Source organism: Rhodobium orientis (assembly GCF_003258835.1).
Taxonomy (GTDB): domain Bacteria; phylum Pseudomonadota; class Alphaproteobacteria; order Rhizobiales; family Rhodobiaceae; genus Rhodobium; species Rhodobium orientis.
The window spans coordinates 231,747-256,797 of the sequence record NZ_NPEV01000001.1; the positions used below are offsets into that span (position 1 = coordinate 231,747).

Here is a 25,051-nt window from a genome sequence, read left to right on the forward strand (position 1 = left end):
GGGCGTTTCCGGGTCTCGGCTCATGCCGGATGTGGATGGGGCTCAGCTAAGCCGGTTACAGAACTTGCGCAGCCGTTCCAGCGCGCCGCGCAGGTCCTCAAGGTCGACGGAGTAGGACATCCGCAGGAAGGGCGATAGGCCGAACCCGCTGCCCGGCACCACCAGAACGCCGGCCTCGTCGATGGCCAGCCGCGAGAAATCCTCGTCGCTGTTAATCGTCTCGCCGGCCGGCGTCTTGCGGCCGAGGGTTCCCGCACAATTGGCGAAGACGAAGAACGAGCCGGAGGTGCGCACCGCCTCAAGGCCTGGCATCTGGTTGACCATGGACAGGGCCAGGTCGCGCCGGTCGACATAGGAGTCCCGGTTCGATGCCTGGTAGCTGTTGTCGCCGCGAAGGGCCTCGACGGCCGCCGCCTGGGAGATCGAGTTCGGCGAGCCGGCGAGATGGCTGAGGACGCTCGACATGCCCTTGATGAGGTTCGCGGGGCCGGCGGCGAAGCCGAGCCGCCAGCCCATCATGACGTAGCCCTTGGAAAAGCCGTTGATGACGATGGTGCGTGCCTTGGCATCCTCGCCGACGGAGGCCGGCGACGGCGCGGTCAGGCCGTCATAGGTCAGGTGCTCGTAGATCTCGTCGGTGACGACCGTCACGGCCGGGTGCCGCTGCAGCACGTCATGGAGTTTGCGCAGCAGCTCGGCGTCGTAGACCGCGCCGGTCGGATTGTTCGGCGTGTTGATGAGGACCGCGCGGGTGCGCTCGGTGATCGCCGCTTCCAGGTCCTCCGGCTGCAACAGGAAACCGTTCTCCTGGGTGCAGACGACCGGCACGGGGACGGCGCCGCACAGGCGCACGATGTCCGGATAGGAGACCCAGTAGGGTGCCGGGACGATGACCTCGTCGCCCGGATCGGCAAGCGCGAGGAAGGCGGCCTGCAAGAGCGGCTTGGTGCCGTTGGCGGCGACGACTTCCGACGACGCGTATTCCAGGCCGTTTTCCCTGCGCAGCTTGTCGACGAGGGCGGCGCGCAGCTCGTTGGTGCCGTCGCCGGCGGTGTAGCGGGTATCGCCCCGCTTGATGGCTTCGATGCCGGCGGCGCGGATGTGTTCCGGCGTGTTGAAGTCCGGCTCGCCGGCGATCAGGGACGTCACTTGCTTGCCCTCGGCACGCAGTTCCGCGGCGCGCCGTATCAGGGCCATGGTGACGGAGGGGCGGGTGTTGCTTACGCGACTGGCCAGTTCAGGCATGGTGGAGTTTCCCTCTAGAAGGTCAATGGTTTTGGCGCCGGCGCTCCAGCCGCAGGGCATAAAGGCTCAGCACGTAGCAGAAGGTGAAGTAGAAGGCGGCGGCGAAGACGTAGCCTTCGACGGTGAAGCCGATCCAGGCGGGGTCCCGGGAGGCGAGCTGGATCGCGGCCAGGAAATCGGACATGCCGATGACGATGATCAGCGAGGTGTCCTTGAAGAACAGGACGACGATGGTGACGAGGCCGGGAATGGAGTGGCGGATGACCTGCGGCAGCGTGATCAGGAACAGGATCTGCCAGCGTTTCATGCCGATGGAGAACGCCGCCTCGGCCTGGCCTTCGGGCACGACCTGGAAGCCGCCGCGCAGGGCCTCGGCGATATAGGCCGCGGCGACGATCAGGAACGCCGCCAGCGCGCGCATCAGCTTCGGCAGGGTCATGCCCTCGGGCAGGAAGAAGGGCAGCATGACCGAGGCGATGAACAGGGTGGCGACGAGCGGCGAGCCGCGGAACGCCTCGATGATGGCGATCGAAATCCAGCGGAACAGGCGGAACTCGGAGCGCCGGCCGAGGGCCAGCAGAAGGCCGACGGGAAAGCCGAGCGGCAGCACCGTCAGGCTGAGCAACAGGGTGAGCGGCAGGCCGCCGATCATTTCGGTGCGCACCGGAGGAAGCCCGAAGCCGCCGAGCAGCAGCCAGAACACACCGACGATGGCGGCGAGCCACGTCAAGACCAGCCCCTTGCCCCAGAAGCGCGGGACCATGGCGATGCCGGTGATGCCGAACAGGATGACGATGGCAAGGGTCGCCCGCCAGCGTTCGTCCAGCGGATACATGCCGTAGATGAAGAAGCGGAATTTTTCCTGGATGAACGGCCAGCAGGCGCCGGCCGCCTGGCGGCATTCCTCGGGCGTGCCCGCCCATACCGCCTCGCTGAAGAGCCAGCGGAACAGGGGCGGCACGACCAGCCACAGAATGACGACGCAGCCGACGGTGATGAAGACGTTGGTGGGCGTGCCGAGAAGCATCTTGCCGTAGCGGCGCGGCAGCGAGAGCTCTTCCTTTTTCGGGTTCGGCTGCGCCGGGATGGGCTGCGTTTGTATGAAGGTGGTCATCGCTGCCCCCGTTCCACCAGCTTCTTGTTGAAGCGGTTCATGAGCGTGGCCGCCAAGAGCGTCGGCAGGAGGTAGCCGCCGACCATGATGGCGACGCCCTCGATGCTGTGGCCGGAAAAGTTGATGGTGGTCGACAGTGCCCAGAAGAAGTCCGGAAAGCCGATGGCGATGGCGAGACTGCTGTTCTTGATGACGCTGATATATTGCGTCGTCACCGAGGGCACGATCGCCAGCAGCGCCTGCGGCACGACGACGAGGCGCAGCATCTGGAGATTGGACAGGCCAAGGCTGCCGGCGGCCTCGCGCTGGCCCTGGTGGACGCCCTCGATGCCGCCGCGCACCAGTTCGGCGATGAAGGCGCCGGCATAGAGCGACTGGGCGACGGTCAGCGCCACGAATTCCGGCGTCAGCGTCATGCCGCCGGTAAAGTTGAAGGTGCCGCGCACGGGCGGCGACAGGGAGAAGGCGCCGGCCGCGATGGCAACGGCGATGAAGGCGATGAGCGCCAGGACGAGCCGCGTCACCAGATGCGGCGAGCGGCCAAAGACGGTCCGCCATAGCGGCGCAAGAATGAGGAACAGCGCGGTCGCGGCGGCGCCTGCAGCGGCAAGGCCGGTGCCGTCGCCGGAGAATTCCAGGGCCGGCACCTGCAATCCGCGCTGGCTGAGGAAGATGGTGTCGCCCAGCGACAGGGCGTTGCGGACGACGGGAAGCTGCAGGAGCAGCGTGTACCAGAACAGGATCTGCAGGAGCTGCGGCGTGTTGCGGGCAAGGTTCACATAGGCGCCCGTCACCAGCTTCAGGAGCGGGTTTTCGGAAACGCGCATGACGCCGACGACGACGCCGATGACGGTCGACAGGATGCAGGCGATGATGGCGACGCGCAGCGTGTTGGCCGCGCCGACGAGGATCATCCAGCCGAGGCTGTCTTCCGGCGCGTAGGGAATGATGCTCTCGGCGATGTCGATGCCGGCTTCGCGGTTGAGGAAGTCGAGGCCGAGATTGAGGTTCTGGCGGACCAGGTTGCCGTACATGATGCGGGTGAAGACCAGCAGCACCACGAACAGGACGACGGCCCCGAACACCTGCCAGAGAACCGCGCGGCCGCGCCTTGTGCGCCAGAGCGCGGGGCCGAGAAGGCTCGGCGGCGGCGGCGGCAGGAGGCCGGCCGCGGTCGTCGCAGGGGGCGTCGAAGGCGCCTCATCGAGGTCGCCCTTGCGCCAGGAAACGTCCAACATGGTATCCACTCTCCGTCTGAGCCCGGTCCGGTTTCCCGCCGCAAGGGGCGGGAAACCGTTTCGATAGGTCCGGATGCCGCCGGGGGGCGGCAGGGCTCAAAGGAACGGGGGCGGGTAGAGCAGGCCACCGTTGAGGTAGAGGTTGTTGGCGCCGCGATCGAGCTTGATCGCCGACTTCATGCCGAGGTTCTGGTCATAGAGCTCGGCGTAGTTGCCCACCATCTTGACGATGTTGTAGGCCCAGTCGTCGGACAGCCCGAGGCCCTTGGCCAGGCCCTCCTGCTTGCCGAGCAGGCGCTGCACCCGCGGCGACGAACTGGATGCCAGCATTTCGTCGACGTTTTCGCTGGTGACGCCGACTTCCTCGGCGATCATCGGCGCGTAAACCACCCAGCGGATGATGTTGTACCACTCGTCGTCGCCCTGGCGCACGACCGGGGCCAGCGGAGACTTGGCGATGACGTCGTTGAGGACGACGAAATCGTCGGGGTTCTTGGACAGGACGCGGATCGAGCCGAGATAGGTACGGTCCGAGGTGAAGACGTCGCACCGGCCGGAGAAGAAGGCGCGGCGCATGTCGTCGAAGCTGTCCATGGCGATGGAGGTGAATTCCATGTTGTGGGCACGGAAGAAGTCGCCAATGTTGAGCTCGGAGTTGGAGCCCGGCGTGACGCAGACGGTGGCGCCGTTCAGCTCGGTCGCCTTGGTGACGCCGAGGGACTTCGGCACCATCATGCCCTGGCCGTCGATGACGGTGTAGGGACCCGACAGGAAGCCGAGCGAGGTGTCGCGGGTGAAGGTGGTCGTCACCTGGCGGAACAGGACGTCGACCTCGCCCGACTGCAGGGCCGGGAAGCGGGTCTGGGTCGTCAGCGGGATGAAGTCGACCTTGGTGGCGTCGCCGAGGACGGCCGCGGCGACCGCCTTGCAGTAGTCGACGTCCATGCCGTGCAGGACGCCGTCGGAATCGGGATAGCCGAAGCCGGGAACGTCGATCGAGGTGCCGCATTTGAGAACGCCGCGTTCCTTGACCGCGTCGAGCGTCGTGCCGGCGTTGGCGATGCTGGAGGCTGCGAGGCAGCTACCGACGGCGACCGTCAGAAGCAGAGCCGCACGCCTGGAAGCGCTTTGGAGTGTAGACAACATTCAAAGTTCCCCAGTTTGGTGGCGATCCCCTCGTGATCGCGGGGCTTTGGCGTGTCCTCCACAGTATTCAGCGTTCTTGCGCGCTGGCCGGTAGCGGATGTTCTCTTACCGGATTTCTCCGCTCCGGATTTCTCCCGGCCGGCAGACATTGGATTTGCGACCGTTCGATAAGGTCAGGCTATGGCTCGGTTCTTGCTACGGCAATTCCAGTAATTGCCATAACAGATATGGCGGAATCGCAATCCCGGGTCCCATGAACGAAAAACACCTGCACTTTTTCTCGGCAATTGCCGAATTCGGCAGCTTCTCGGCCGCTGCGGCGGTGCTCGGTCTCGATCAACCCTCGCTCAGCCGCTACATCCGCCAGCTTGAGGACGATATCGGCGCCAAGCTGTTTCACAGGACCGGCCGCGGTGTCCGGCTGACGGAAACCGGAGAGGAGTTTCTCGGTATTGCGCAGCGCTACCTCAAGGATACGGACACGCTCCGGCACAAGGTGGACGACGGGCGAAACGACCTTCGCGGCTCGATCTCGCTCGGCGTCATCCAGTTTCTCGGTGAGGCGTTCGTGCCCGACTGCCTGCTGAAATACGCCGAGATGCGTCCGAACATGACCGTCCAGGTGACCGGCGGCGGCAGCGGCATCATCCAGGAGATGCTGCTCTCCGGGCGCATCGACGTCGGCCTGCTCTACGATGCGGGGTTGTCCGGCGATCTCGTCGCCGAACAGGTCTTCATGGATCGGCTCGTGCTCTACGGCTCTGTCGAACTCGCCCGCCGCCGCGGCTTCGACGGGCAGAGCGAGCTGAGCCTTCCCCAGCTCAGCGGTGTGCCGATCATCGCCCAGACCCGCCAGCACGGTCTCAGGCGCGCCATCGAGCATGCGGCGCGGCGCGCCGGCGTCGGCCTCAACGTGGTCTTCGAGGTCGACAGCCTGGTGACGGCGCGGGCGCTGGCCCGCCGGCAGGGCGGTTTCGCGGTGGTGCCGTTCGGGTCGGTGTGTGGCGACATCGACCGGCCCGACGTCTTCATGCCGTGGATCGGCGAGCCGCGGATCGAGGTCACCTTCAGCATCGCCACGGCGCGCAACCGCAAGATCGAGCGCGGTGCGCTGGAGCTGGTGTCGCTGATCCGCAACGATATCCGCGACTTCGCCAAGTCCATCGACGCGCTGTCCGAGCGCCGGTGAGCCCCGCGCGAACGGCTCCTGCCATGGCGGATATGCGATAACTGATATGACCGATCGGCCGTATTCCCTTCTTCGCGCCTGCCGCCCAAAGTTCTGATCCTCAAAAGCGTGTCTTCCCAAGCGGCTCTCAGCATCGAGACCGAGACACGTGCAAAATCATAAAGCTAACGCATGGCGCGTGGGCCGGGGTGACCTGGGCATGCGCTGCGCACGGTCCGCCAGCATGATGCCGCCTGCCGACCCGGCAGGCGGCGACGGATCGGGAAAGGACAGGCCTTTTTCCATGATCACCCATTACACGCCCGCCGGCCACAAGTCGGACATGGTCGCCTATAACGGCATGCTGTTCGTCTCCGGCATCGTCGCGTCCGACCTCAGCCTGCCGGTCGAGGGCCAGACCGCGGAGATCCTCGCCAAGTTCGACACAATGCTGGCCGAGGCCGGCACCAGCAAGGAGCGGGTGCTGTCCGCCACCATCTGGCTCGCCGACATTGATGACCGGGCAAAGATTTCCGATGCCTGGAACGCCTGGGTCGTGCCCGGAAAGCAGCCTGCTAGGGTCTGCATCGGCGCCGCACTCGCCGCCCCCGACATCCGCATCGAGATCGCGCTCGTCGCAGCCGTCTGACGCCCCCCCCCCTGACGCCTCGTCGCGAAAAGCCATTGGAAGGCGAGCCATGAAGAGACATTTCACCGTTCTGGGCGCGGGCACCGTCGGCACCTGCTGCGCCCTGCAACTCCTCAGGGACGGCCATGACGTCACCCTGATCGACCGGGACGCCCCCGGCATGGGCTGCTCCTTCGGCAATGCCGGCATCATCCAGGTCGGCGGCCTGGTGCCGCTGTCGACACCCGGTATCCTCAGCCAAGTTCCCGGCATGATGCTGGACCCGAACGGGCCGCTCGTGGTGCGCTGGCAGTATCTGCCGCGGCTGGCGCCATACCTGATCCGCTTCATCGCCGCGGCGGCGCCGCACCGGGTCGAGGCGGCGGCAACGGCGCTTTCCAGCATCCTGGCGCTGGCCGTCGACAGCTTCAAGCCGCTGTTCGATGCGGCCAATGCCTGGTCGCTGATCCGCGAGACCGGCGAACTCTATCTCTACAAGACCGATGCGGCCTTCGAGGCCGCGCGCTCGGCCCACGACATGCGCCGTCGCCACGGCATTCGCATCGAGACGATTCCGGTCGAGGCGCTGGCGCAGCTTGAGCCGGCGGTCGCGCGCATCTACAAGCACGCGCTGCTCTTCAACGATTGCATCAGCACGCTCGATCCGGCCGTGCTGACGCAGACCCTTGCCGGGAAATTCCGCGCCGATGGCGGCGAGCTGTTGCAGGAGACGGTGAACGATCTTGAGATCGATGCCGACGGCAAGCGCACGCTGATCACCTCCACCGGACGACGCAAGGTCGACGAGATCGTCATTGCCGCCGGCGCCTATTCCAAGCCGTGGGCCAAGAAGCTCGGCTCCTATGTGCCGCTCGATACCGAGCGCGGCTATCACCTGATGCTGCGCAATGCGGGCGTGGAACTCGGCCGGCCGGTTGTCTTCGGCGACCAGAAATTCGGCGCGGTGTCGATGTTGGACGGCGTGCGCATTGCCGGCACGGCGGAACTCGCCAAGCTCGATGCGGAGCCCAACTACCAGCGCGCCTTCCGGCTGCTCAACCTCGCCAAAGAGGCGCTGCCGGACCTTCGCACCGACGACGTCACCCCGTGGATGGGGCACCGGCCGTCGACGCCCGACAGCCTGCCCGTGATCTGCAAGGCGCCGAACGCGGACAAGACCTATTTCGCCTTCGGCCACGGCCATCTCGGCCTGACCATGGGGGGCGTGACCGGACGCCTGATCGCGGACCTTGCCGCCGGCCGGACCCCGCCGATCGATATGAAGCCCTTCAGCATCTCCCGTTTCGGCTGACGGCCCCGGGGCCGGCGGCGAACGCACGCACGCGGCGGGCGGCGTCGCGCAGCCGCTCCTGCGGCAGCGTGCCTGCCGCGACCGCGTCGAGAATGCCGTCGGCGACCTCGTGCAGGTGGGGGCCGCCGACGACCAGCAGCAGGTCGGCTCCGGCGGCGAGCGCCGTGACCGCCACCTCGGCGACGGGCCGGCCGCGCAGGGTCGCCGGGGCGTCGAGATCGTCGGTCACCACCAGCCCCTCAAATCCGAACTCCCCCTTCAGAAGATCGATGACGGCCCGGGACGTGCAGGCGGCATTGTCCGGATCGAGGGCGGCGACGGGGGCCGGGCCGGCCATGATGCCGGAGACACCGGCCGCGATCGCGGCACGGAAGGGCAGGGCGTCGGCGATCAGCGTCTCGCGCGGGGTTTCCAGGGAGACGTCATACATCGCCGGATCGCGTGCGAGCTCGTTGAAGCCCGGAAAATGCTTGGCGACGGCGGCGATGCCGGCGGCCCGGGCGCCCCGAATATAAGCCGCGCCGATGCGGCCGACGTCTTCCGGCGATGCGCCGAGTGTGCGGCCCGACAGCCAGGCATTGCGGCCGGTCACCACATCGAGGATCGGCGCCAGGAACGCGGTTACCGCGAGCCGGCGCGCCGCACGCGCCATTTCGGCGGCGCGGTGTTCGATGGTGGCGCTGTCCAGCTCTCGGATATCCTCGCCCTCGGCAAGGAACGGCATGAGGCCCTGCAGGCGCCGGATGCCGATTGGCTCCTGGTCGACGGCGACGATGAGGTCCGGGCAGGCCTCGCGCAGGCGCGCGATAGCGCCGGAAAAAACCGCTTCGGTTTCCGCGGCGAGGCGCTCGACCGACATGCGCCTTGCAAGGTATTCCGCGCGGGTCTCACCGATGAGGATCGACGTGCAGCCGCACTCCAGGAGCGGCAGGGCGACGGCGTGGCAGTCCAGGCTCGCGAACGCCGGCAGCAGAACCGCAAAGGCATCGCGTGCAAGGTCGTCGGAGGCGGCGTCCGGGCTCATGGCCGAAGGCCCTCCCTGCAATGAACGCGTCCCGTCCGGCGACCCTGTCTGAGGCATCGCCGACGAACGATCATAGCGGTCTCGCCCGTCGCGTGTCGCCTATTCGCCGGTTGCGGACGATGCCGCCGCCCTGCGCCGCGCATAGGGCGCGCCGAGGGGCTGGCTGCCGGCGACATAGGGCGCGTTTTCCTCGTCGGCATCGGAGGCGTCGCGATAGACGTTCTTGGGCGGGGCGACGACGGCGTCGCGGCCCTTGGAAAAGCTCTGCTCGCGGACGATCAGCCGGTAGGCCTTGTTGAGGGTCATTGCCCGCTCGGCCGAGGGATAGAGCAGCACGGCGACGTCGTCCTTCAGGGCGTCCAACATCTCCGGGCGCAGCGTGCCGTTGTCGTCGAAGAACTTTTCGATGATCTCGCTATTGTTGCGGAATTCGTCGCCGGCGCCGTTGTTCTTGAGGTAGTAGGCATATTCCGGCTCGCCGTCGGTGCGGATCGGGTCGGGCACGCCGCGAAGGCCCTTTTGCGTCCAGTGGTACCAGCCGCCGTTATGGGCGTTGGCGCCGAGCTTGCGGGAGAACGCAAAGACGTCGTCGTCGGTGACCCCGACGCCGCCATGGCAGCCCATGCAGAAGACGGTCTCCTCGAAGCTCTGCGGCCTGAGGCTGCCGTCAGCGGCCTCGATGAAGGCCTGCAGGCGCCAGCCGGTGCCGTTGGAAATGCCGTGTTCGGTATCGCCGAAGAACATGGCGATGCGGTCGGGAAAGTCGGTCCGCTCCTTGGCCTCAGCGAGATGGCCTTCCTCGCGGTCGGCATAGGTCTGCCACCGCGTCTTGACCATGTAGCGGACCTCCTTCATGTGCGGCGCCATCTTCACCTCGCCGGTGGCGTCGTCGATGTCGATGTAGCGCACGGTGTGGAGGAACTCCGTGCCGAGCGGATAGAGCCCGGCGGCGAGCGGCGCCTCGCCGTTCTCCTGCAAAGCCTTGGCGGCGCCGACATAGGACATGTCGCGGCCGTCCAGCGGCGCCCAGTCATAGGTCACGTGCGTCGCCGTGCCGAGGCTGCCGTCGCGGTCGAGGTCGACGCCGTAGCGGGTCTCGTCGGTCGCCTCGATGGGCACGTTGCGCCGGGTGATGAGTGCCTCGACGATGGCAAGGTTTAGCTTGTAGACGGCAAGGTCGGTGCTGCCGGAGGCAGCCTGCCGGTAGGGCTCGGCAAGGCGGATGAGGACGTCGTCCGTGGAGCCGTTGGTCGGCCAGAAGCCGCCCGGCAGCGGCGCATAGGCAAAGGCGCGCCAGCCGGTCGGCGTGCCGGCCGGATCGCGGTCGAAGCCTTCGGCGTCGAAGGAAAAACGGCAGTCAGGGACGAAGCCGCCCCATTTGCCGTCGCCGTCGGCGTCCCAGCCGGCCGGCAGATCGGCGAGTTTCTCGGAGAGGGCGAGGCCACCGTTAGCGCTGCGGTAGTTGTCGGTGCGGACATAGGCGAGGATATCGGCGTCGGTGGTCGCGGCGACCTCGGCCGAGCGGTCCCTGAAGAGGTTGGTCCAGGGATTTTTCAGGGCGGGGGCCGGCAGGGCGTAGCTCATCTGCAGGTCGTCATCGTGGATCCAGGTCGGCGGTCGCGAGCGCGCATGGCAGGTGAAGCAGGGATTGTGCACCCGGTGCGCGTCGTCGACGATCTTCGTGTAGCACTGGCTGGGGATGTATGCCGTCGGGTTGTGCAGTGTCCCGGAGGTGAGGTCCGCCGCCGCCGCGCCGGTCGCAAATCCCGTCGCAAGCGCAAGGGCGGCCGTTGCCGACAGGAGGGCCCTGGACTGCTTCTGGCGGTGGATTTTCATATCGGTCATCTCCTGCCGGCGGCCGGCGCTTTCTCAAAAAACGGACTCAGGCCTTCACCCAGACCTCGACCCATTCGCCCAAGGGTTCGAAATCGCGTTTCGGGTCGGCGCAGATCGGGCAGATCCAGTCGTCCGGCAGGTCCTCGAAGGCAACGCCCGGCGGAATCGGATTGTCGAGGTCCTGCACATTCAGGTCGCCGACCGAGGGGTCGTAGACATAGGGCTCGCACTCCTCGTTGGTGCATTCCCATTTCTGCAGCCGTTTCAGTGCCATGCCGGGTGCTGGCGGAGTGGTGGGCGGCGAGCTTGCCGCGGCCGGCCGGGCAAGGAGGGGAGCGATAAACAGCGCCGCCAGGGTTTTGAGGGCGCCGCGTCGCGGCAGCATTCGGTACATCATCACGCCATGCTTCCTACGCGGGACATCCGGTCCATCCGTCAGGCATGCGGGCGGCCGGAAGTGTCTCCCGGCCGCAGGATGTGTCGTCCGGTCCATCGTGACCGGAAGGTCGCCTACTTCTCGGCGATCGCCGGGAACGGGCCGACATAGCCGATATAGGCGCGGGCATCGGCGGCGTCGGAGAGCTTGTCCTGGTCGGATTCGCCATAGGGGTGCTGGATGACGGCGATCAGGTAGCCGTGGCCGTTGATGTCGCCGTACCAGTAGGGCGAGGTGGTCTCAGAGCCGTACGGTGTCGTCATGATCCGCGTCAGCGCCTTGCTGTCCATGTTGTAGGCCCAGATGGCGTCGTTCTGGTGGCCGGAGCCGGTGTCCTCGCCGATGATCAGGGTCCGGGTGCCCTTGACGAAGGTGAGGTTGTCCGGGTTGGCGATGGCATCGACGTCGCACTTGTTGCCGGCATAGGGGCTGCCGTCCTCGTAGGAGGTCTCCTTGCCTTCGACCACGGAGCGGATGGCGCTGGCGACCATGTCGCCGTCGATGTCGAGTTCGTAGACGGCGCCGCACTTGTTGGAGCCGACCTTGATGTCGTTGCGGCCGCCCTTGTCGTATTTGTCGGTCGCCTTGCCGTTCTTGGCGTTGTCTTCCATGCCGCGCTCCACGGCGGAGATCGCCAGATAGAGCTTGGAGGTCGCCGGATCGAAGGTGATGCCTTCCATCTTGCGGAACTCGGTGGTGGCGCCCATCATCGAGGCATAGCGCCGGGTCTCGAGCCGCGAGGCGGCCAGTTCCATGCCGTCCCTGACCTTCAGGCACTCGGCCGCGCCCTCGGCGTTGGAGCCCATGAAGCCCTCGCCGCAGGAGCCGTCCTCGGCCATCTCGCCGACCTCGAAGATGTCGGAGAATTTGGTGCCGGCCTCGATCAGCTTCTGCACAGAGGCATCGTCGGCATGGCCGAGGTCGACCCAGGAAAGGTCGGCGGCGCCGGCGCCCTCATTGGAGGTCTGGGTCCACTTGGCGGCATAGAGCGTGCCGGCGGAAAGATCGCCCGCCGTGTCGGCGACGAAGCGGAAGAGGCCGACATTGGTGCCGTCGTCGGAGATGTAGACGGTCTTTTCGTCGGGCATGACGTAGCCGAGCTCGACGGCGACGCGGCCGGTGGCAAAGTGCTTCTGCGGCGTTGCGGTGCCGTCCTCGGCAACGGTCACTTCGGTGACAAAGCCGTAGCGGTAGGCGTTGTAGGCGGCGCGGAAGTCATCGACCGTCATGTCGGACGGATTGACGCCAAAATAGCGGACCATCGGCTTGTTGTAGTCGTCGATGTCCTCGATCGTCTTGGCGTCCTCGATGGCGCGGGCATCGGCCGGGTATTCTTCCGAACCCAGATGCGTGCCCCAGGGGGTCACCGAGCCGGCGCACGGGACCCACAGGCCGCCGAAGGCGGAGAAGTCGACCGGCTTGGTGGAGACGGCGGTCAGCATGCCGTCGTCGCCCTGCTTCAGCTCGGTGACATACATGGCGCCCGGCCGGGATTCGAAATGGCTGACGGAGAACAGCTTGTCGCCGACGGGCAGCAGCGAGGTGAAGTCGGCATCGACGGAGACGTGGGTCGAGCCGTCCTCGTTCTTGACCGGATTGCCGTCCTTGTCGGTGAGGATGCCGACGTCCATGTCGCCGGAGCGCATGAGGACGTGGTAGCCGATCTTGTGCTCGGCGCCGTCGACGGTGACGGCATCGGACGCGACCGCGGCACGCTTCTCGGCATCGGTTTCCGGGAACTTCACCGGCGAGAACGACATCTCGGCGGCCATGGCGGCCGTGGAAAGCCCCGTCAGCACCGTGGTGCACAGGAGCAGAGAGCGAATGGTCATGAATGACACCCCGTGATTTTTTGAGACTGGTGGGAAAGGCATTTTTCCGGCCGGAGCGATGCTGCCGGCCGAAAGCTCTTTGTTTTCAACGATTACGAGACATTCTTAATTAAGAACATGACGCTGCTATGAAGGTGGCAGGCGGTTTCGGGTGCGGCAAAACCGTCGCGGCGCGGACCGGAGCGTTTCCGTGAAGGAAATCAAACGGTGCCGGGGTCGGGACACGGTCGGACTTTCAGCCGGCCAATTGGGGATTGCGGGGCGATCTTGTTCTCGTCCAAGATGCCGGCCCCGCATCACTGCAAGGAGAGTTCAGGCCCGTGCCGACCCGTATCTTTCTCGTGCGCCATGGCGCAACGACCCTGACCGCGGAGGACCGGTTCGCAGGCTCGTCCGACGTGCATCTTTCAGACGAAGGACGGCAGCAGGTCGCCCGGCTCGCCGAGCGGCTGAGCGGCCACGATCTCGATGCGGTCTATGCCAGCCCGATGCACCGCACGATCGAGACCGCGACCATCCTCGCCGAACCGCACGGGCTGGCGCCAATCGTGGAACAGGGCCTGCGCGAGATCGACTACGGGCACTGGGAGGAGAAAAGCCGGTCGGAGGTCGAGCGGAATTTTGCCGAGGAATACGCGATCTGGCAGGAGGATCCGTTCACGATCGCCCCGAAGGGCGGGGAATCCGGCGTCAACGTCCTCAACCGCGCGCTGCCGGTGGTCCGGCGGATCGTCGAGGCGCACCGGCACCGCAATGTCCTCGTGGTCTCCCACAAGGGCACCAACCGGCTCGTCATCAGCAGCCTGTTAGGCTTCGATGTGCGTGGCTACCGGGATCGGCTAGACCAGAGCCCGGCGGCGCTCTCGATCCTCGATTTCATGACCGATTCCCGTGCCCGGCTGAGGCTCCTCAACGACGTCTCGCACTATGAGGGCATCCCGGATCGTATCCTGACGGATCGGCTGTCGAGCTGGTGGGACCGCTCGGGCAAGGGGTGATGGCACGCCTTGCCGTTTGCCGCCGGCAGCGGCATTGACCGAGTGCGATAGCCCTTACAATGCCGCCATGTAGGTGGGCAGTTCGTCGAGGCTGCGGACGACGATCATGCGCTTGATCCGGCCGCGCTTGAAGGCGGTGAGGAAGCGGTCGTAATTCTTGAAGACGACGCAGCCATTGGACTGGGAGCTGTCGCCGCGGGCATACATGTAGGTATGGGCCAGCAGGCCGTCGCGGTTGAATTTCTTGCGGCCGTCGGCGGGCAGCAGGCGGATCGCCTCGACGCCGTGGAAGCGGCGCTCGCGCATCACCAGATTGTAGAGATTGGGCGGCGTCGGGCCGCGGTTCTTCTTGGTGACGTAGCGGGGATTGTCCTTCATGTGGGCAAGGCCGGAATGGGCTTCCAGCTTTTCGCCGTTCGGCATGTGGACCGTCGCCGATTCAATGACATAGACCGCGACGCGGCTGCCCGGACCGGGCAGTTCGGAGCCGTCGGAACCGCGGAACAGCTTGCCGAAGATGCTGCTCGACGTCTCGCCGTCGACCTCGGTCTCGCGGGGTTCGGGCGAGGCGTAGGCAAGCGTTGCCGCCACATCGCTGCGCACGGCCCTTGCGGGACGTTCCGGACGGGGGCGCGGGCGGACATCGGCAATGACCGGCAAGTCGGGTGTTTCGACGTCGAGGCTGACGACCGTGCGGGTCCCGGCCTCGGCGGCAATCTGCGGCAGGGGCATCGGCATGGCGAAGTCGACCGGCAGGGATTCGGTGGCGATGCGGGTGCCGGCATCCGGGATGGCGCCGGTGACGATGCCGAAGGTGGCCGGGTTGTGGGCCCAGGCGAAGCGCTGGTCGAGGTCGATGGAAAGGGTAAGCGCTGCCACCTCATCGCTTTCGACCATAGTGACGGCCGGGGTGAGGAGGCCGGCGACGTCGCCTTCAAGGCCGCCCGTCAACCAGACGGTCGAGGACTGCCGGGCGATATCGGCCGGATCGTAGACGAGGGCGTATGAGACGGGCAGGCGGGCAACCGCCGGGGCGGCCTTGGCTTGCTGTTTTATCCCGTCGACCGGGCTTGGCAGGCGATCCCGGCGGTCGTTCCGCGCGACGGTCTCGGCTTTGCCGGGAGTTCCGGGCACGCCGGCCTTGGGAGTGCGGTTCTTGTGCCGGACGGTCACAACGCGTGCGGTCTTTGCCGGCGCGGACTTGCCGGCCGCCGGGTCGGCCTCATTGGCCGAGATGCGCCGGAAGTCGGGCCGGCCGACGAGGCCTTCCGACAATTGCGAAAAACCCTGGGCGAGCACGGCCAGCATCACCAGGGCCACGAGGACGCCAAGGCCTGCTGCGGCAAGGCCGGCATAGGGATACCGTCTCAGGCCGACGCGCTTGGCCTGCGTTTGCGCTGCAAAGTCACCGCTCATGACCGGCCACCCACTGCACGCAACGACACGGTCTTCGGCGATCCGCACCGGTCGTCGCGCTGCGGCCAAACTCTCGTCACTTCGGAACTCATACGCTTGCCTTCCCATCCCGGAGCCCTTGGGCCTGTGGATGTCTTGTCCTGTTGCGATATCCCCATTCGCCCCTTCGGTCCGTCGACGGGCGCTTGCTGTCCGGCGCAAAGCGCGGAAAAAGCATAAAAAGCCGTCGACGGCGGCAAGCATTGAATAACCAAAATCTGCAAGATTCCGTTAACGCTGGTGGATGTGAAGCGGCGGCGGTTGCGATGGGCGAGCGTCCGCAAGCCGCGGCACCAAACCTGCAGAAAACGGTCATTTTGTGGTGGAGGGCCGCGGCGGATCGCGCGTCCGTGCCGGGGTTCGCTCAGGCGGTCTGGCGGGCGATGATCTCAAAGCCGACGTCGACGACGTTTTCCTCCACCGGTTCGTCGTCGAGGCGGGCGAGCAGTGCTTCGGCCGAGCGCTCGCCGATGGTGACGCGGTCGATCTTGACGGTGGTCAGCGCCGGATAGGTAAAGGCGGCGAAATTCTGGTCGCCGAAGCCGACGATGGCAACGTCTTCGGGACTGGCCAGGCCGCGGGCCTGGGCCTCGACCAGAACCCCCTGTGCCACCGTGTCGGAACTGCAGAAGACGGCAATCGGCGTCAACGTTGCAGCAAGCAGGTCGGCCAGCGCGCGGCGTCCGAGTTCCAGGCTGCTGACCGGGGAGAGGTAGCTGGTCTCCACCTTGTCGATGCCGCGTTCGGCGAGCTCGGCGGTGAAGGCGCGGTTGCGCAGGCGCGCGCGCGGATCGTCGGCGGAGGCAACGCCGAAGGTGCGGTGGCCGCGGTCGTGGAGATAGGCGGCGACGGAATGGCCGACCCGGGAATGGGAGAAGCCGACGGCGATATCGAGCGGCGTCGGGGTGATATCCCAGGTCTCCACGATCGGGATGCCGGCGGCCAAGAGGCGCTGGCGGCAGGTGGCGGAGTGGTGGATGCCGGTCAGGAAGATGGCGTCCGGACGCCGGCTCAGCACCGTGACGACCAGTTCCTCCTCCGCATCGGGATCGTAGCCGGTCTCGCCGAGGAACACCTGGTAGCCGCTTTCCCGCACCCGCCGGGTGAAGCTCTGGATGGTTTCCGCATAGACGAGGTTGGCGATGCTGGGAACGATGGCCGCGATCAGGCGGCTGCGGCTGGAGGCGAGCCCGCCGGCGAGCAGGTTCGGGACGTAGCCGGTGGAGGCGATGGCGTCCTGAATCCGGCTCAGCGTCTTTGCAGCGACCTTTTCCGGGTGGTTGAGGGCGCGCGAGACCGTGGTCGGGGCAACGCCGGCGAGCCGTGCGACGCTTTCCAGCGTGACGCTGCGCGCCGTGTGGCGCAGCCGGCCATCGCTATTCTCGATCTTCTTGGTCGGCATTCCAGCCACGAAGTGTCATCCACCTGCGAAACGGCCGGAAGCGTCACGTCACCGGCGCCGGGTTAAATAGCGTAAGGTCGTTGAAAATGCCAAGCCGGTCGGCGGCGGTTTGTCGCCGGCCGCTCGCCGTCTCAAGGATGAGGTGGAAGAGCTCGCGGCCGCAGTCCTCAATTGTCGCGCCTGCGGTCGCCACCCGTCCGGCGTCGAGGTCCATCAGGTCGTGCCAGCGGCCGGCAAGGGCCGAATTGGTCGCCACCTTCAGCGTCGGGCATTCGGCAAGGTTGTAGGGCGTGCCGCGGCCGGTGGTGAAGACGTGGACGTTCATGCCGGCGGCAAGCTGCAGGGTGCCGCAGACGAAATCGCCGGCCGGGGTGGCCGCGAAATTGAGGCCCTTGCGGCGGACCCGCTCGCCCGGGCCGAGCACGTCGACGATGCGGCTGGTGCCGGATTTGATCACAGAGCCGAGGGCCTTTTCGACGATGCCGGAAAGCCCGCCGGCCTTGTTGCCGGGCGTCGTGTTGGCGCTGCGGTCGGCGCCGCCCCGGCCGAGATAGGCGTCGTACCAGGCCATTTCGCGGGCAAGGGCCGCGGCAACCGCCTCGTCGGCGGCCCGTGGCGTCAGCAGGTGCACGGCGTCGCGGACCTCGGTGACTTCGGAAAAGAGGACCGTGCCGCCGGCGGCGACGATGAGGTCCGCGGCATAGCCGACGACCGGGTTGGCGGTCAGTCCGGAAAAGGCGTCGCTGCCGCCGCATTGCACGCCGACGACGAGGTCGGAGGCGGGGCAGGGCTCGCGGCGGCGGCGGTCGAGGCGCTCCAGGTGGCCTTCGGCCTGGCGGAGGATGCCGTCGACCATGGCGGCGAAGCCGGTGAACTGGAGATCCTGGAGGAAGAGGGTGGTGGCATCGTCGCCGGCTGCGCCTTCGGGCAGCAGCCGCTCCGGCCGCAGTTTTTCGCAGCCGAGGCCGATGACCATGACCTCGCCGCCGAAATTGGGGTTGCGGGCAAGGTTCTGCAGCGTGCGGATCGGCACCTTCGCGTCCGGCGCGGCGATGGCGACGCCGCAGCCATAGGAATGGTTGAGGCCGACGACGCCGTCGACATTGGGGTAGCGGGGGAGCAGCTCTTCGCGGATCCGCCGCACCACGTGGTCGACGACGCCGGCGACGCATTGCACGCTGGTGGTGATGGCAAGGAGGTTCTTTGTGCCGACGCTGCCGTCCGCGTTGCGGTAGCCGTCGAAGGAATAGCCGTCGAGTGCCGGCAGGATGGGCGAGGCGGCAACCGGTGGCGGCAGGGCGTCGAGGGACGGCGGCTCGGGCAGGTGGATGCGGTGTTCGTTGACCCAGGCGCCGCGGGCGAGCGGCGCCCTGGCGATGCCGATCACCGTGCCGTAGCGCAGCACCGACCCGCCTTCCGGGATGTCCGCCAGCGCCACCTTGTGGCCGAAGGGCACATTGTCGACCAGCGTCGTGCCGTCATCGAGTTCGGCGCCGACCTTCAGGCCGCCCTCGGTGAGGACGATCGAGACGTTGTCGTCGGGGTGCGTCTTCAGGGTCGGGACGGTGCCGGTCATTGGTCGGGCCCGTGGTCGCGGTCGCGCTGGCGCGCCTTGATGAGCCCGAAGATCGAATAGGCGACGGAGATGCCGATCAGCACCCACAGGAACATGGCGATCGGGCTCTTGGTGAAGAAGATGGAAAGGGTGCCGAAGGATTCCAGGCTCTTGACGAAATAGACCTCGGCCTGCTGCCCGAGGATGAAGCCGATGATCAGCGGCGCGATCTCCAGCCCGACCTTCTGTCCCAGATAGCCGAGGATGCCGAACAGGAGCAGCGTCCAGACGTCGAACATGATGCCGTAGTTGATGGCGTAGGCGCCGACGACGCACATCATGATGATGCCCGGATAGAGCAGGTATTTCGGGATCGTGATGACCTTCACGATGTGGCGGATGGCAAAGAACATGACCGCGAACATGACGAGGTTGGCGAACACCAGCGCCACCATCATGGTGTCCCAGGTGGCAAGGTTCTCGCCGATGAAGAGCGGTCCGAGCTGGATGCCCTGGAGGGTGAAGGCGCCGATGAGGACGGCTGTGGTGCTGTCGCCGGGAATGCCGAGGGACAAGAGCGGGATCAGCGCGCCGCCGGTGAGCCCGTTATTGGCGCTTTCGGAGGCGATCACGCCCTCCGGCGCACCCTTGCCGAGTTTCGACGGGTCCTTCGAAAAATTCTTCTGCTGGGTGTAGGAGAGCACCGAGGCGGCGCTGCCACCGACGCCGGGCAGCATGCCGACGAAGGTGCCGATGGCGCTGGAGCGGAAGAGGTTGACGATCTGGCCCCTGAAGACGGCGAAGGAGAACGGCTTGCCGGCCTCGAGCTTGAGGTCGCCGGCGACCTCCTCGCGGATGCCGGCTTCCGCCTCCTGGAAGATGGTGGCAAGGCCGAAGAGGCCGATCAGCACCGGCAAGAGCGAGAAGCCGCTTTCCAGATAGGGCTCCATGAAGCCGAACATCAGCCGGTATTCGCCGTTGCCGCCGACCGAGACGTCATAGGCGCCGATGAGGCTGAGCCAGACGCCGAGGACGCCGCTGAAGATACCGAGCAGCAGCCGCTTCGACAGCGAGGCGATGACGGTGAGGGCGAACAGGATGATCAGGAATTTTTCGATATAGGAGAATTTGATGGCGAAATCGGCAAGGGTCGGCGCGAACAGGAACAGCACCAGCGCGCTCAACAGGCCGCCGAACAGGGACGAGGCGATGCCGGTCTTCAGCGCCCGCTCGCCCTCGCCCTTTTGCGTCATCGGGTAGCCGTCGAAGGTGGTGGTGATCGAGGACGGCGTGCCGGGAATGTTGAGCAGGATGGCGGGCACGAGGCCGCCGGAGATGCCGCCGACATAGAGCCCGAGCAACAGCGCTAGGCCGTTGGTGAGGTCGAGGCCGTAGGTCATCGGCAGGCAGACGGCGACGGCCATCGTCGCGGTCATGCCGGGGATGGCGCCGAAGATGATGCCGACGACGACGCCGAAGCCGACGAGGCCGAAGAAGAGGGGGGTGAGGGCGCTTAAGAATTCCACGGGGCGAGCCTCTGGTGCGCGTGCGTCATGGCAGCGTGATGTGGAAGAGCTGCGCCAGGGTGTACCAGGCGACGGTCGGCGAGATCGTCGAACTGAGGCCGATGACGGCGAACCGGCGCCAGGTCAGGCCGTGCACGTAGAGCAGCGACAGGCCGAACATGAACGGCACCGACATGATCAGAAAGCCGAGACCGCGATTGGGGAAGAACTGGCCGACCCAGTCCATCGACACGAAGTATGCGACGGTGAGGATGAGGGTGCCGCCAAGACGCAGGACATCGACGTCGCTCCCCTTCGGCAAGAGCCGGCGCTTGCCCTCGCGGAACTCGCGGATCAGGCCGGGGCCATAGACGAGCGCGATGGCGATCGCCAAGACCAGCAGGATCCAGTGGATGATGGTCGGGAAAAACAGATGCGACTGCGAAAAGTCGATCCTGACGCTGAGGAAACCGGTACTCGGCATCGCGGAACCTCCCCCGAAGGCCTCTCCCAGGCCGCAACGATTACGACGACCTGACACCAAAGAAGGACGCGGTTCCAGCCCGTCTCTGCCCGAAGGGGCAGGGCCGGAACCGCGCAAGGGTAACCTATCGGATGGACTCGATGATGACCTTGTACTGGTCCATCTTGTCCTTCAAATAGGCCTGGGCCTCGGAGGAGGGTTTGAAGTTCGGAATGAAGAACGACTTCTTCTGGGTCTCCTGGATCTTTCCTTCGGCGAAGATCTCGCCGAGCGCCTTGTCGTAGAAGGCGACGATCTCGGGGGACATGTCCTTGTTGTAGAGGAAGAAGAACTCCTTATCGAAGGTGAAGTCCTTGCTGCCGTCCTGGGTGACGGAGGCGTTCGGCGACACGTATTTGAGGAGGTCCTCGCGGCTGGTCTCGCCCATGCCTTCCGGATTGGCCTGCTCGATGGTCTGCTTGCGCGCGGTCAACCAGACGAAGCGCATCGCCTTCTGGTCGTCGGCCGGCAGGCGGGTGTATTGCTCGTTGGCCTGGACGGAGCCGTTGATGAGGTCGGCCTGGCCGTCGAACAGGAGCTGGTTCTTGTCGGCCTGGGAGCCGGTGTTGACGGCGACGAGGTTCGCTTCCTTGCCCGGATAGCGGATCTTGATGGCGTTCTTCAGGGCGCTGAAGCCGATTTCCGAGACGCCGCCCGGCTGGATCGCGACGCGGATGCGCTTGCCGTCGGCACAGGCCTGGATGATGTCTTCGATGGTCTGGTAGGGCGAGCTCTTGGGAACCAGATAGGCGTTGCCCGGATTGATGGCGACGGTCGGGCCGACGGTGTAGTCGGCAAACGGGTTGGAATAGCCCTTACGGCCGTAGAGGAAGCCGAGATAGGACTGGTCGTGGAAGACCATGATGGTGTTGCCGTCCGAGAGCCGGTCGATTGCCTTGAAGGCGGCGCTGGCGCCGACGGCGTCGACCTTGACATTGATGTCGAGCTTTTCGGCAAGAGCCTTCGCGACGATGCTGGTGTTCTGGTAGGTGTCGCCGCCGGTCGACTTGGACCCGATGACGATGCGCACATTGCCGCCGATCGGCATGTCCTCGGCGAGGGCCTGCGAGGAGGCGATGCCGGCGGTCGCGACGAGGGCCGCAAGGAGCCCGGATTTCATGATGTTCATGCCATTTCTCCCATAGAAAATCTTTATTGGGACGCTCTCTTTTGGAGCGTCCGGTGAGCGCACGCGGCTCAAATGCCGCCTCCCGTCCCCGTTGTCCGTCGCGAAGGTGGCGATGTGCCATGCCCCGAACGGCAACCGGTTGTCGTTTCGCAGCGCCGCCGCCTCCGATGCCGGGAGTGAAAGCGCTGTCATTCCTTATCGTGAGGCGATCCGGAAATTCTGTCAATCCCGGTTGTGTCTTGTTAAAAACAGCTAATATGGCCGCAAAAACAGCCGTTTGACGGTGTATTGGCAAAAATGCAAAAAATATGGTTGCGCTTTCATTCAAGATTTGCCGAGATAGCGGGCGGCCCCGCCACGGGGACGAAACGATAAGGGCAGGAAGCGGCGCGGGTGGATATGGCGCAGACCTTCACTGCACGCATCAAAGGGTGGACGATGTCGGCAATCGAGGCCTATCCGGGGCAGTCTCCGAAGATCGTTGAAATGCTGGTGTTGCCGGTTGCCGGCCAGGACAGCATGCTGCTCAATCTGAGCGGCGCCCATGGACCCTTCTTCACCCGCAACGTCGTCGTGCTGACGGACGAGACCGGCCGTACGGGCCTCGGCGAGGTTCCAGGCGGCGAACGAATCCGCCGGACGCTGGAAGAGGCCGTTCCGCTCGTCGTCGGGCGCGAGGTCGGGGATTTCAACGCCGTGCTGCAGGCCATGGAGGCCGCTTTCGCCGGCCGCGATGCGGGCGGGCGGGGGCTGCAGACCTTCGATCTGCGCATCGCCGTCCACGCCATGACCGCCGTCGAGGCGGCGCTGCTCGACCTTCTCGGCCAGTTCCTCGGCTTGCCGGTCGCGGCGCTCCTGGGCGAAGGACAGCAGCGCGACAGCGTTCCTGTCCTCGGTTATTTGTTCTATGTCGCCGATCGCACCTCGACCGATCTGCCCTACAGGTCAGAGGACGATGTGACCGACCCCTGGTTCCGCCTGCGCAACGAGCCGGCCCTGACGCCCGACACGGTGGTGCGGCTGGCCGAGGCAGCTCACGAGCGCTACGGCTTCAAGGACTTTAAGCTGAAGGGCGGCGTCTTTTCCGGCGAGGAGGAAATGGCGGCCGCCGAGGCGCTCTCCAAGCGTTTTCCGGAGGGGCGCATCTCGCTAGATCCGAATGGCGCCTGGTCGCTGGAAGAAGCCATTTCGCTCTGCAAGGGGCGAGGCGACGTCCTTGCCTATGCGGAGGACCCGTGCGGCGCCGAGGACGGCTATTCCGGCCGCGAGGTGATGGCCGAATTCCGCCGCGCCACCGGCCTTGCCACCGCCACCAACATGATCGCCACCGACTGGCGCCAGATGGGCCATGCGATCCTGTTGCAGGCCGTCGACATCCCGCTCGCCGACCCGCATTTCTGGACGCTGCGCGGTTCGGTGCGCGTCGCGCAGATGTGCCGCGATTGGGGCCTGACCTGGGGCTCCCACTCCAACAACCATTTCGACATTTCGCTGGCCATGTTCACCCACACCGCGGCGGCAGCGCCCGGCCGGGTAACGGCCATCGACACGCACTGGATCTGGCAGGACGGCCAGAACCTCACCCGCGAACCGCTTCACATCAGGAACGGTGCGATCGCGGTGCCCGACCGGCCGGGTCTCGGCATTGAGCCGGACATGGACCGCATCCTTGCCGCCAACGCGCTCTACCGTGACCACGCGCTCGGCGCGCGCGACGATGCCGCCGGCATGCAGTTCCTGATTCCGGGCTGGACCTTCGACAACAAGCGTCCGTGCCTGGTCCGATAGGAGGATTTTTCCGATGCGAGCGAACAGACTGCGCGAAATCTGGGCCGGCGGAGGCGCGGCCGTCAATGGATGGCTGACCATTCCCCATGCCTTTGCCGCGGAAACCATGGCGCACCAGGGCTGGGATTCCCTCACCGTCGACATCCAGCACGGCGTCGTCGACTACCAGGCGGCGGTCAACATGATGATCGCCATCTCGACGACCGACACGGTCCCGGTCGTGCGTGTGCCGTGGCTGGAGCCGGGCATCCTGATGAAGGCGCTGGACGGCGGCGCCTACGGCATCATCTGCCCGATGGTCAATTCCGGCGCCGACGCCGAACGGCTCGTTAAGCTGACCCATTATCCGCCGCTGGGCACCCGCAGCTTCGGGCCGATCCGGGGCCTGCTCTATGGCGGCCCGGACTATCCGGAAAAGGCCAACGACACGGTCGTCGTCTTTGCCATGATCGAGACCCGTGAGGGGCTCGACAACCTGGAGGATATCCTCAGGGTCCCCGGCCTCGATGCCGTCTATATCGGCCCCTCGGACCTGTCGCTGGCGCTCGGCTGCAAGCCGACCTTCGACGAGGTGGATAAGCCGGCCGCCGAGGCCATCGACTACATCCTCGCCAAGGCCAAGGAGCACGGCAAGGTCGCCGGCATCCACAACGGCACGCCGGAATTCGCCAGGAAGCGCATCGAGAAGGGCTTCCAGTTCGTCACCATCGCCTCCGACGCCCGGCTGATGGCGGCCGGCGCAAAGCAGGTGCTGCACACGGTTCGGGCATAGCCCTACCGACAGAACTTCAAAGGAGAGACCAGTGAGCAAGGTTGGATTCATCGGAACCGGCATCATGGGCGCGCCGATGGCGGGCCATCTCCTCGATGCCGGCCATACCGTCACCACGCTCGACCGCGGCAAGGTGCCGGCGGACCTCAAGGACAAGGGCATCGTCCCCGTTTCGACCTCGCGCGAGGTCGCCGAGCAGTCCGAGATCGTCATCCTCATGGTGCCGGACACGCCGCAGGTGGAAGAGGTGCTTTTCGGCGAGGGCGGCGTTGCGGAAGGCCTCTCGGCCGGCAAGACGGTCATCGACATGAGCTCGATCTCGCCGATCGCCACCAAGGATTTCGCCAGGAAGATCAACGATCTAGGCTGCGAATATGTGGACGCGCCGGTGTCCGGCGGCGAGGTCGGGGCCAAGGCGGCGTCGCTCACCATCATGTGCGGCGCGACGGAAAAGGGGTTCGCGACGGCAAAGCCGCTGTTCGACCTGATGGGCAAGAACATCACGCTGGTCGGCGGCAATGGCGACGGCCAGACCTGCAAGGTCGCCAACCAGATCATCGTTGCGCTCAACATCGAGGCCGTCGGTGAGGCGCTGCTGTTCGCCTCCAAGGCCGGGGCAGATCCGGCCAAGGTGCGCGAGGCGCTGATGGGCGGCTTTGCCTCCTCCAAGATCCTGGAGATCCACGGCGAGCGGATGGTCAAGCGCACCTTCGATCCGGGATTCCGGATCGAATTGCACCAGAAGGACCTGAACCTTGCCCTGTCCAGCGCCCGGGCGATGGGCATGGGCCTGCCGAACACGGCAACGGCCCAGGAACTGTTCAACGCCTGCACGGCCCATGGCGGCGCCGGCTGGGACCATTCGGCCATGGTCAGGGCGCTGGAACTCTTGGCCGACCACGACGTCGCCTGACGTCGCCGCCCGACGTCGACGCCCCTTTGAGC

General features: G+C 66.0%; 20 protein-coding genes and 1 pseudogene. 7 read left to right on the top strand and 14 right to left on the bottom strand.

The window, feature by feature from the left end; translation table 11 throughout:
• Positions 1-42: 42 nt before the first annotated feature.
• The 4 genes from CH339_RS01100 to CH339_RS01115 form a co-directional block, all read right to left on the bottom strand.
• Positions 43-1,245 (bottom strand): pyridoxal phosphate-dependent aminotransferase, encoded by a 1,203-nt coding sequence (locus tag CH339_RS01100; RefSeq protein WP_111432410.1) that lies wholly within the window; start codon positions 1,243-1,245, stop codon positions 43-45.
• A 22-nt stretch (positions 1,246-1,267) separates the two neighbouring features.
• Positions 1,268-2,359, bottom strand: a complete 1,092-nt coding sequence (locus CH339_RS01105; protein WP_111432411.1) for an amino acid ABC transporter permease — start codon at positions 2,357-2,359, stop codon at positions 1,268-1,270.
• On the bottom strand, positions 2,356-3,597 hold the full coding sequence (locus tag CH339_RS01110; RefSeq protein ID WP_146610088.1) for an ABC transporter permease subunit: 1,242 nt from the start codon (positions 3,595-3,597) through the stop codon (positions 2,356-2,358). The genes CH339_RS01105 and CH339_RS01110 overlap by 4 nt, the downstream gene beginning before the upstream one ends.
• Positions 3,598-3,693: 96 nt before the next feature.
• Positions 3,694-4,743 carry an amino acid ABC transporter substrate-binding protein gene (locus CH339_RS01115; protein ID WP_111432413.1) on the bottom strand — a complete coding sequence of 350 codons (1,050 nt, stop codon included), beginning with the start codon at positions 4,741-4,743 and terminating at the stop codon, positions 3,694-3,696.
• A gap of 253 nt (positions 4,744-4,996) precedes the next feature.
• Here CH339_RS01115 and CH339_RS01120 point away from each other — a divergent pair, with 253 nt between their 5' ends.
• The 3 genes from CH339_RS01120 (at position 4,997) to CH339_RS01130 (ending at position 7,851) form a co-directional block, all read left to right on the top strand.
• Entirely contained in the window at positions 4,997-5,932 is a 936-nt protein-coding gene (locus CH339_RS01120) for a LysR family transcriptional regulator (RefSeq protein ID WP_170138345.1), read from the top strand.
• A 283-nt stretch (positions 5,933-6,215) separates the two neighbouring features.
• Positions 6,216-6,560, top strand: a complete 345-nt coding sequence (locus CH339_RS01125; RefSeq protein ID WP_111432499.1) for a RidA family protein — start codon at positions 6,216-6,218, stop codon at positions 6,558-6,560.
• Positions 6,561-6,609: 49 nt separating this feature from the next.
• Complete coding sequence (locus tag CH339_RS01130; protein ID WP_170138346.1) at positions 6,610-7,851, top strand: NAD(P)/FAD-dependent oxidoreductase; 1,242 nt, start codon at positions 6,610-6,612, stop codon at positions 7,849-7,851.
• On the opposite strand, the gene CH339_RS01135 is transcribed toward CH339_RS01130, so the two are convergent.
• From CH339_RS01135 to CH339_RS01150, 4 genes are all read right to left on the bottom strand, one after another.
• Entirely contained in the window at positions 7,829-8,875 is a 1,047-nt protein-coding gene (locus CH339_RS01135) for a glycoside hydrolase family 3 N-terminal domain-containing protein (RefSeq protein WP_111432416.1), read from the bottom strand. The genes CH339_RS01130 and CH339_RS01135 overlap by 23 nt on opposite strands.
• Positions 8,876-8,974: 99 nt before the next feature.
• On the bottom strand, positions 8,975-10,720 hold the full coding sequence (locus tag CH339_RS01140; RefSeq protein ID WP_111432417.1) for an Aq_1262 family (lipo)protein: 1,746 nt from the start codon (positions 10,718-10,720) through the stop codon (positions 8,975-8,977).
• Positions 10,721-10,757: 37 nt separating this feature from the next.
• Complete coding sequence (locus CH339_RS25060; RefSeq protein WP_244669012.1) at positions 10,758-11,108, bottom strand: rubredoxin; 351 nt, start codon at positions 11,106-11,108, stop codon at positions 10,758-10,760.
• Positions 11,109-11,221: 113 nt separating this feature from the next.
• The gene (locus CH339_RS01150; protein WP_111432418.1) at positions 11,222-12,979 is read right to left on the bottom strand and encodes a PhoX family protein; all 1,758 of its coding nucleotides are present in this window, start codon (positions 12,977-12,979) and stop codon (positions 11,222-11,224) included.
• A gap of 320 nt (positions 12,980-13,299) precedes the next feature.
• Here CH339_RS01150 and CH339_RS01155 point away from each other — a divergent pair, with 320 nt between their 5' ends.
• Positions 13,300-13,977, top strand: a complete 678-nt coding sequence (locus tag CH339_RS01155; RefSeq protein WP_111432419.1) for a histidine phosphatase family protein — start codon at positions 13,300-13,302, stop codon at positions 13,975-13,977.
• A 54-nt stretch (positions 13,978-14,031) separates the two neighbouring features.
• On the opposite strand, the gene CH339_RS01160 is transcribed toward CH339_RS01155, so the two are convergent.
• The 6 genes from CH339_RS01160 to CH339_RS01185 form a co-directional block, all read right to left on the bottom strand.
• Entirely contained in the window at positions 14,032-15,393 is a 1,362-nt protein-coding gene (locus CH339_RS01160) for a DUF2778 domain-containing protein (protein WP_244669011.1), read from the bottom strand.
• Positions 15,394-15,796: 403 nt separating this feature from the next.
• Positions 15,797-16,834, bottom strand: coding sequence for a LacI family DNA-binding transcriptional regulator (locus CH339_RS01165; RefSeq protein WP_111432420.1), 1,038 nt, complete (start codon positions 16,832-16,834; stop codon positions 15,797-15,799).
• Positions 16,835-16,877: 43 nt separating this feature from the next.
• Positions 16,878-18,410, bottom strand: coding sequence for a galactarate dehydratase (gene garD / locus CH339_RS01170; RefSeq protein WP_111432421.1), 1,533 nt, complete (start codon positions 18,408-18,410; stop codon positions 16,878-16,880).
• Positions 18,407-19,915: a tripartite tricarboxylate transporter permease gene (locus tag CH339_RS01175; RefSeq protein ID WP_111432422.1), complete on the bottom strand. Its 1,509-nt coding sequence runs from the start codon at positions 19,913-19,915 to the stop codon at positions 18,407-18,409. The genes garD and CH339_RS01175 overlap by 4 nt, the downstream gene beginning before the upstream one ends.
• A gap of 25 nt (positions 19,916-19,940) precedes the next feature.
• On the bottom strand, positions 19,941-20,378 hold the full coding sequence (locus tag CH339_RS01180; RefSeq protein ID WP_111432423.1) for a tripartite tricarboxylate transporter TctB family protein: 438 nt from the start codon (positions 20,376-20,378) through the stop codon (positions 19,941-19,943).
• Positions 20,379-20,502: 124 nt separating this feature from the next.
• Positions 20,503-21,546, bottom strand: a complete 1,044-nt coding sequence (locus tag CH339_RS01185; RefSeq protein ID WP_111432424.1) for a type 2 periplasmic-binding domain-containing protein — start codon at positions 21,544-21,546, stop codon at positions 20,503-20,505.
• Between the two features lie 438 nt (positions 21,547-21,984).
• Here CH339_RS01185 and CH339_RS01190 point away from each other — a divergent pair, with 438 nt between their 5' ends.
• From CH339_RS01190 to glxR, 3 genes and pseudogenes are all read left to right on the top strand, one after another.
• Positions 21,985-23,334 carry an enolase C-terminal domain-like protein gene (locus CH339_RS01190; RefSeq protein ID WP_111432425.1) on the top strand — a complete coding sequence of 450 codons (1,350 nt, stop codon included), beginning with the start codon at positions 21,985-21,987 and terminating at the stop codon, positions 23,332-23,334.
• A 13-nt stretch (positions 23,335-23,347) separates the two neighbouring features.
• Positions 23,348-24,106 (top strand): HpcH/HpaI aldolase family protein, encoded by a 759-nt coding sequence (locus tag CH339_RS01195; RefSeq protein WP_111432426.1) that lies wholly within the window; start codon positions 23,348-23,350, stop codon positions 24,104-24,106.
• A gap of 10 nt (positions 24,107-24,116) precedes the next feature.
• Positions 24,117-25,019 (top strand): annotated as a pseudogene (glxR, locus tag CH339_RS01200) (2-hydroxy-3-oxopropionate reductase); the annotation flags it as partial.
• Positions 25,020-25,051 lie beyond the last annotated feature (32 nt).

Bases quoted from the DNA above. Each gene is read 5' to 3' on its own strand.
- CH339_RS01180 (WP_111432423.1), bottom strand. From the start codon at position 20,378: ATGCCGAGTACCGGTTTCCTCAGCGTCAGGATCGACTTTTCGCAGTCG.
- CH339_RS01160 (WP_244669011.1), bottom strand. From the start codon at position 15,393: ATGAGCGGTGACTTTGCAGCGCAAACGCAGGCCAAGCGCGTCGGCCTG.
- CH339_RS01110 (WP_146610088.1), bottom strand. From the start codon at position 3,597: ATGTTGGACGTTTCCTGGCGCAAGGGCGACCTCGATGAGGCGCCTTCG.
- CH339_RS01100 (WP_111432410.1), bottom strand. From the start codon at position 1,245: ATGCCTGAACTGGCCAGTCGCGTAAGCAACACCCGCCCCTCCGTCACC.
- garD (WP_111432421.1), bottom strand. From the start codon at position 18,410: ATGACCGGCACCGTCCCGACCCTGAAGACGCACCCCGACGACAACGTC.
- CH339_RS01140 (WP_111432417.1), bottom strand. From the start codon at position 10,720: ATGACCGATATGAAAATCCACCGCCAGAAGCAGTCCAGGGCCCTCCTG.
- CH339_RS01105 (WP_111432411.1), bottom strand. From the start codon at position 2,359: ATGACCACCTTCATACAAACGCAGCCCATCCCGGCGCAGCCGAACCCG.
- CH339_RS01125 (WP_111432499.1), top strand. From the start codon at position 6,216: ATGATCACCCATTACACGCCCGCCGGCCACAAGTCGGACATGGTCGCC.
- CH339_RS01130 (WP_170138346.1), top strand. From the start codon at position 6,610: ATGAAGAGACATTTCACCGTTCTGGGCGCGGGCACCGTCGGCACCTGC.
- CH339_RS25060 (WP_244669012.1), bottom strand. From the start codon at position 11,108: ATGATGTACCGAATGCTGCCGCGACGCGGCGCCCTCAAAACCCTGGCG.
- CH339_RS01120 (WP_170138345.1), top strand. From the start codon at position 4,997: ATGAACGAAAAACACCTGCACTTTTTCTCGGCAATTGCCGAATTCGGC.
- CH339_RS01150 (WP_111432418.1), bottom strand. From the start codon at position 12,979: ATGACCATTCGCTCTCTGCTCCTGTGCACCACGGTGCTGACGGGGCTT.
- CH339_RS01190 (WP_111432425.1), top strand. From the start codon at position 21,985: ATGTCGGCAATCGAGGCCTATCCGGGGCAGTCTCCGAAGATCGTTGAA.
- CH339_RS01165 (WP_111432420.1), bottom strand. From the start codon at position 16,834: ATGCCGACCAAGAAGATCGAGAATAGCGATGGCCGGCTGCGCCACACG.
- CH339_RS01185 (WP_111432424.1), bottom strand. From the start codon at position 21,546: ATGAACATCATGAAATCCGGGCTCCTTGCGGCCCTCGTCGCGACCGCC.
- CH339_RS01135 (WP_111432416.1), bottom strand. From the start codon at position 8,875: ATGAGCCCGGACGCCGCCTCCGACGACCTTGCACGCGATGCCTTTGCG.
- CH339_RS01195 (WP_111432426.1), top strand. From the start codon at position 23,348: ATGCGAGCGAACAGACTGCGCGAAATCTGGGCCGGCGGAGGCGCGGCC.
- CH339_RS01115 (WP_111432413.1), bottom strand. From the start codon at position 4,743: ATGTTGTCTACACTCCAAAGCGCTTCCAGGCGTGCGGCTCTGCTTCTG.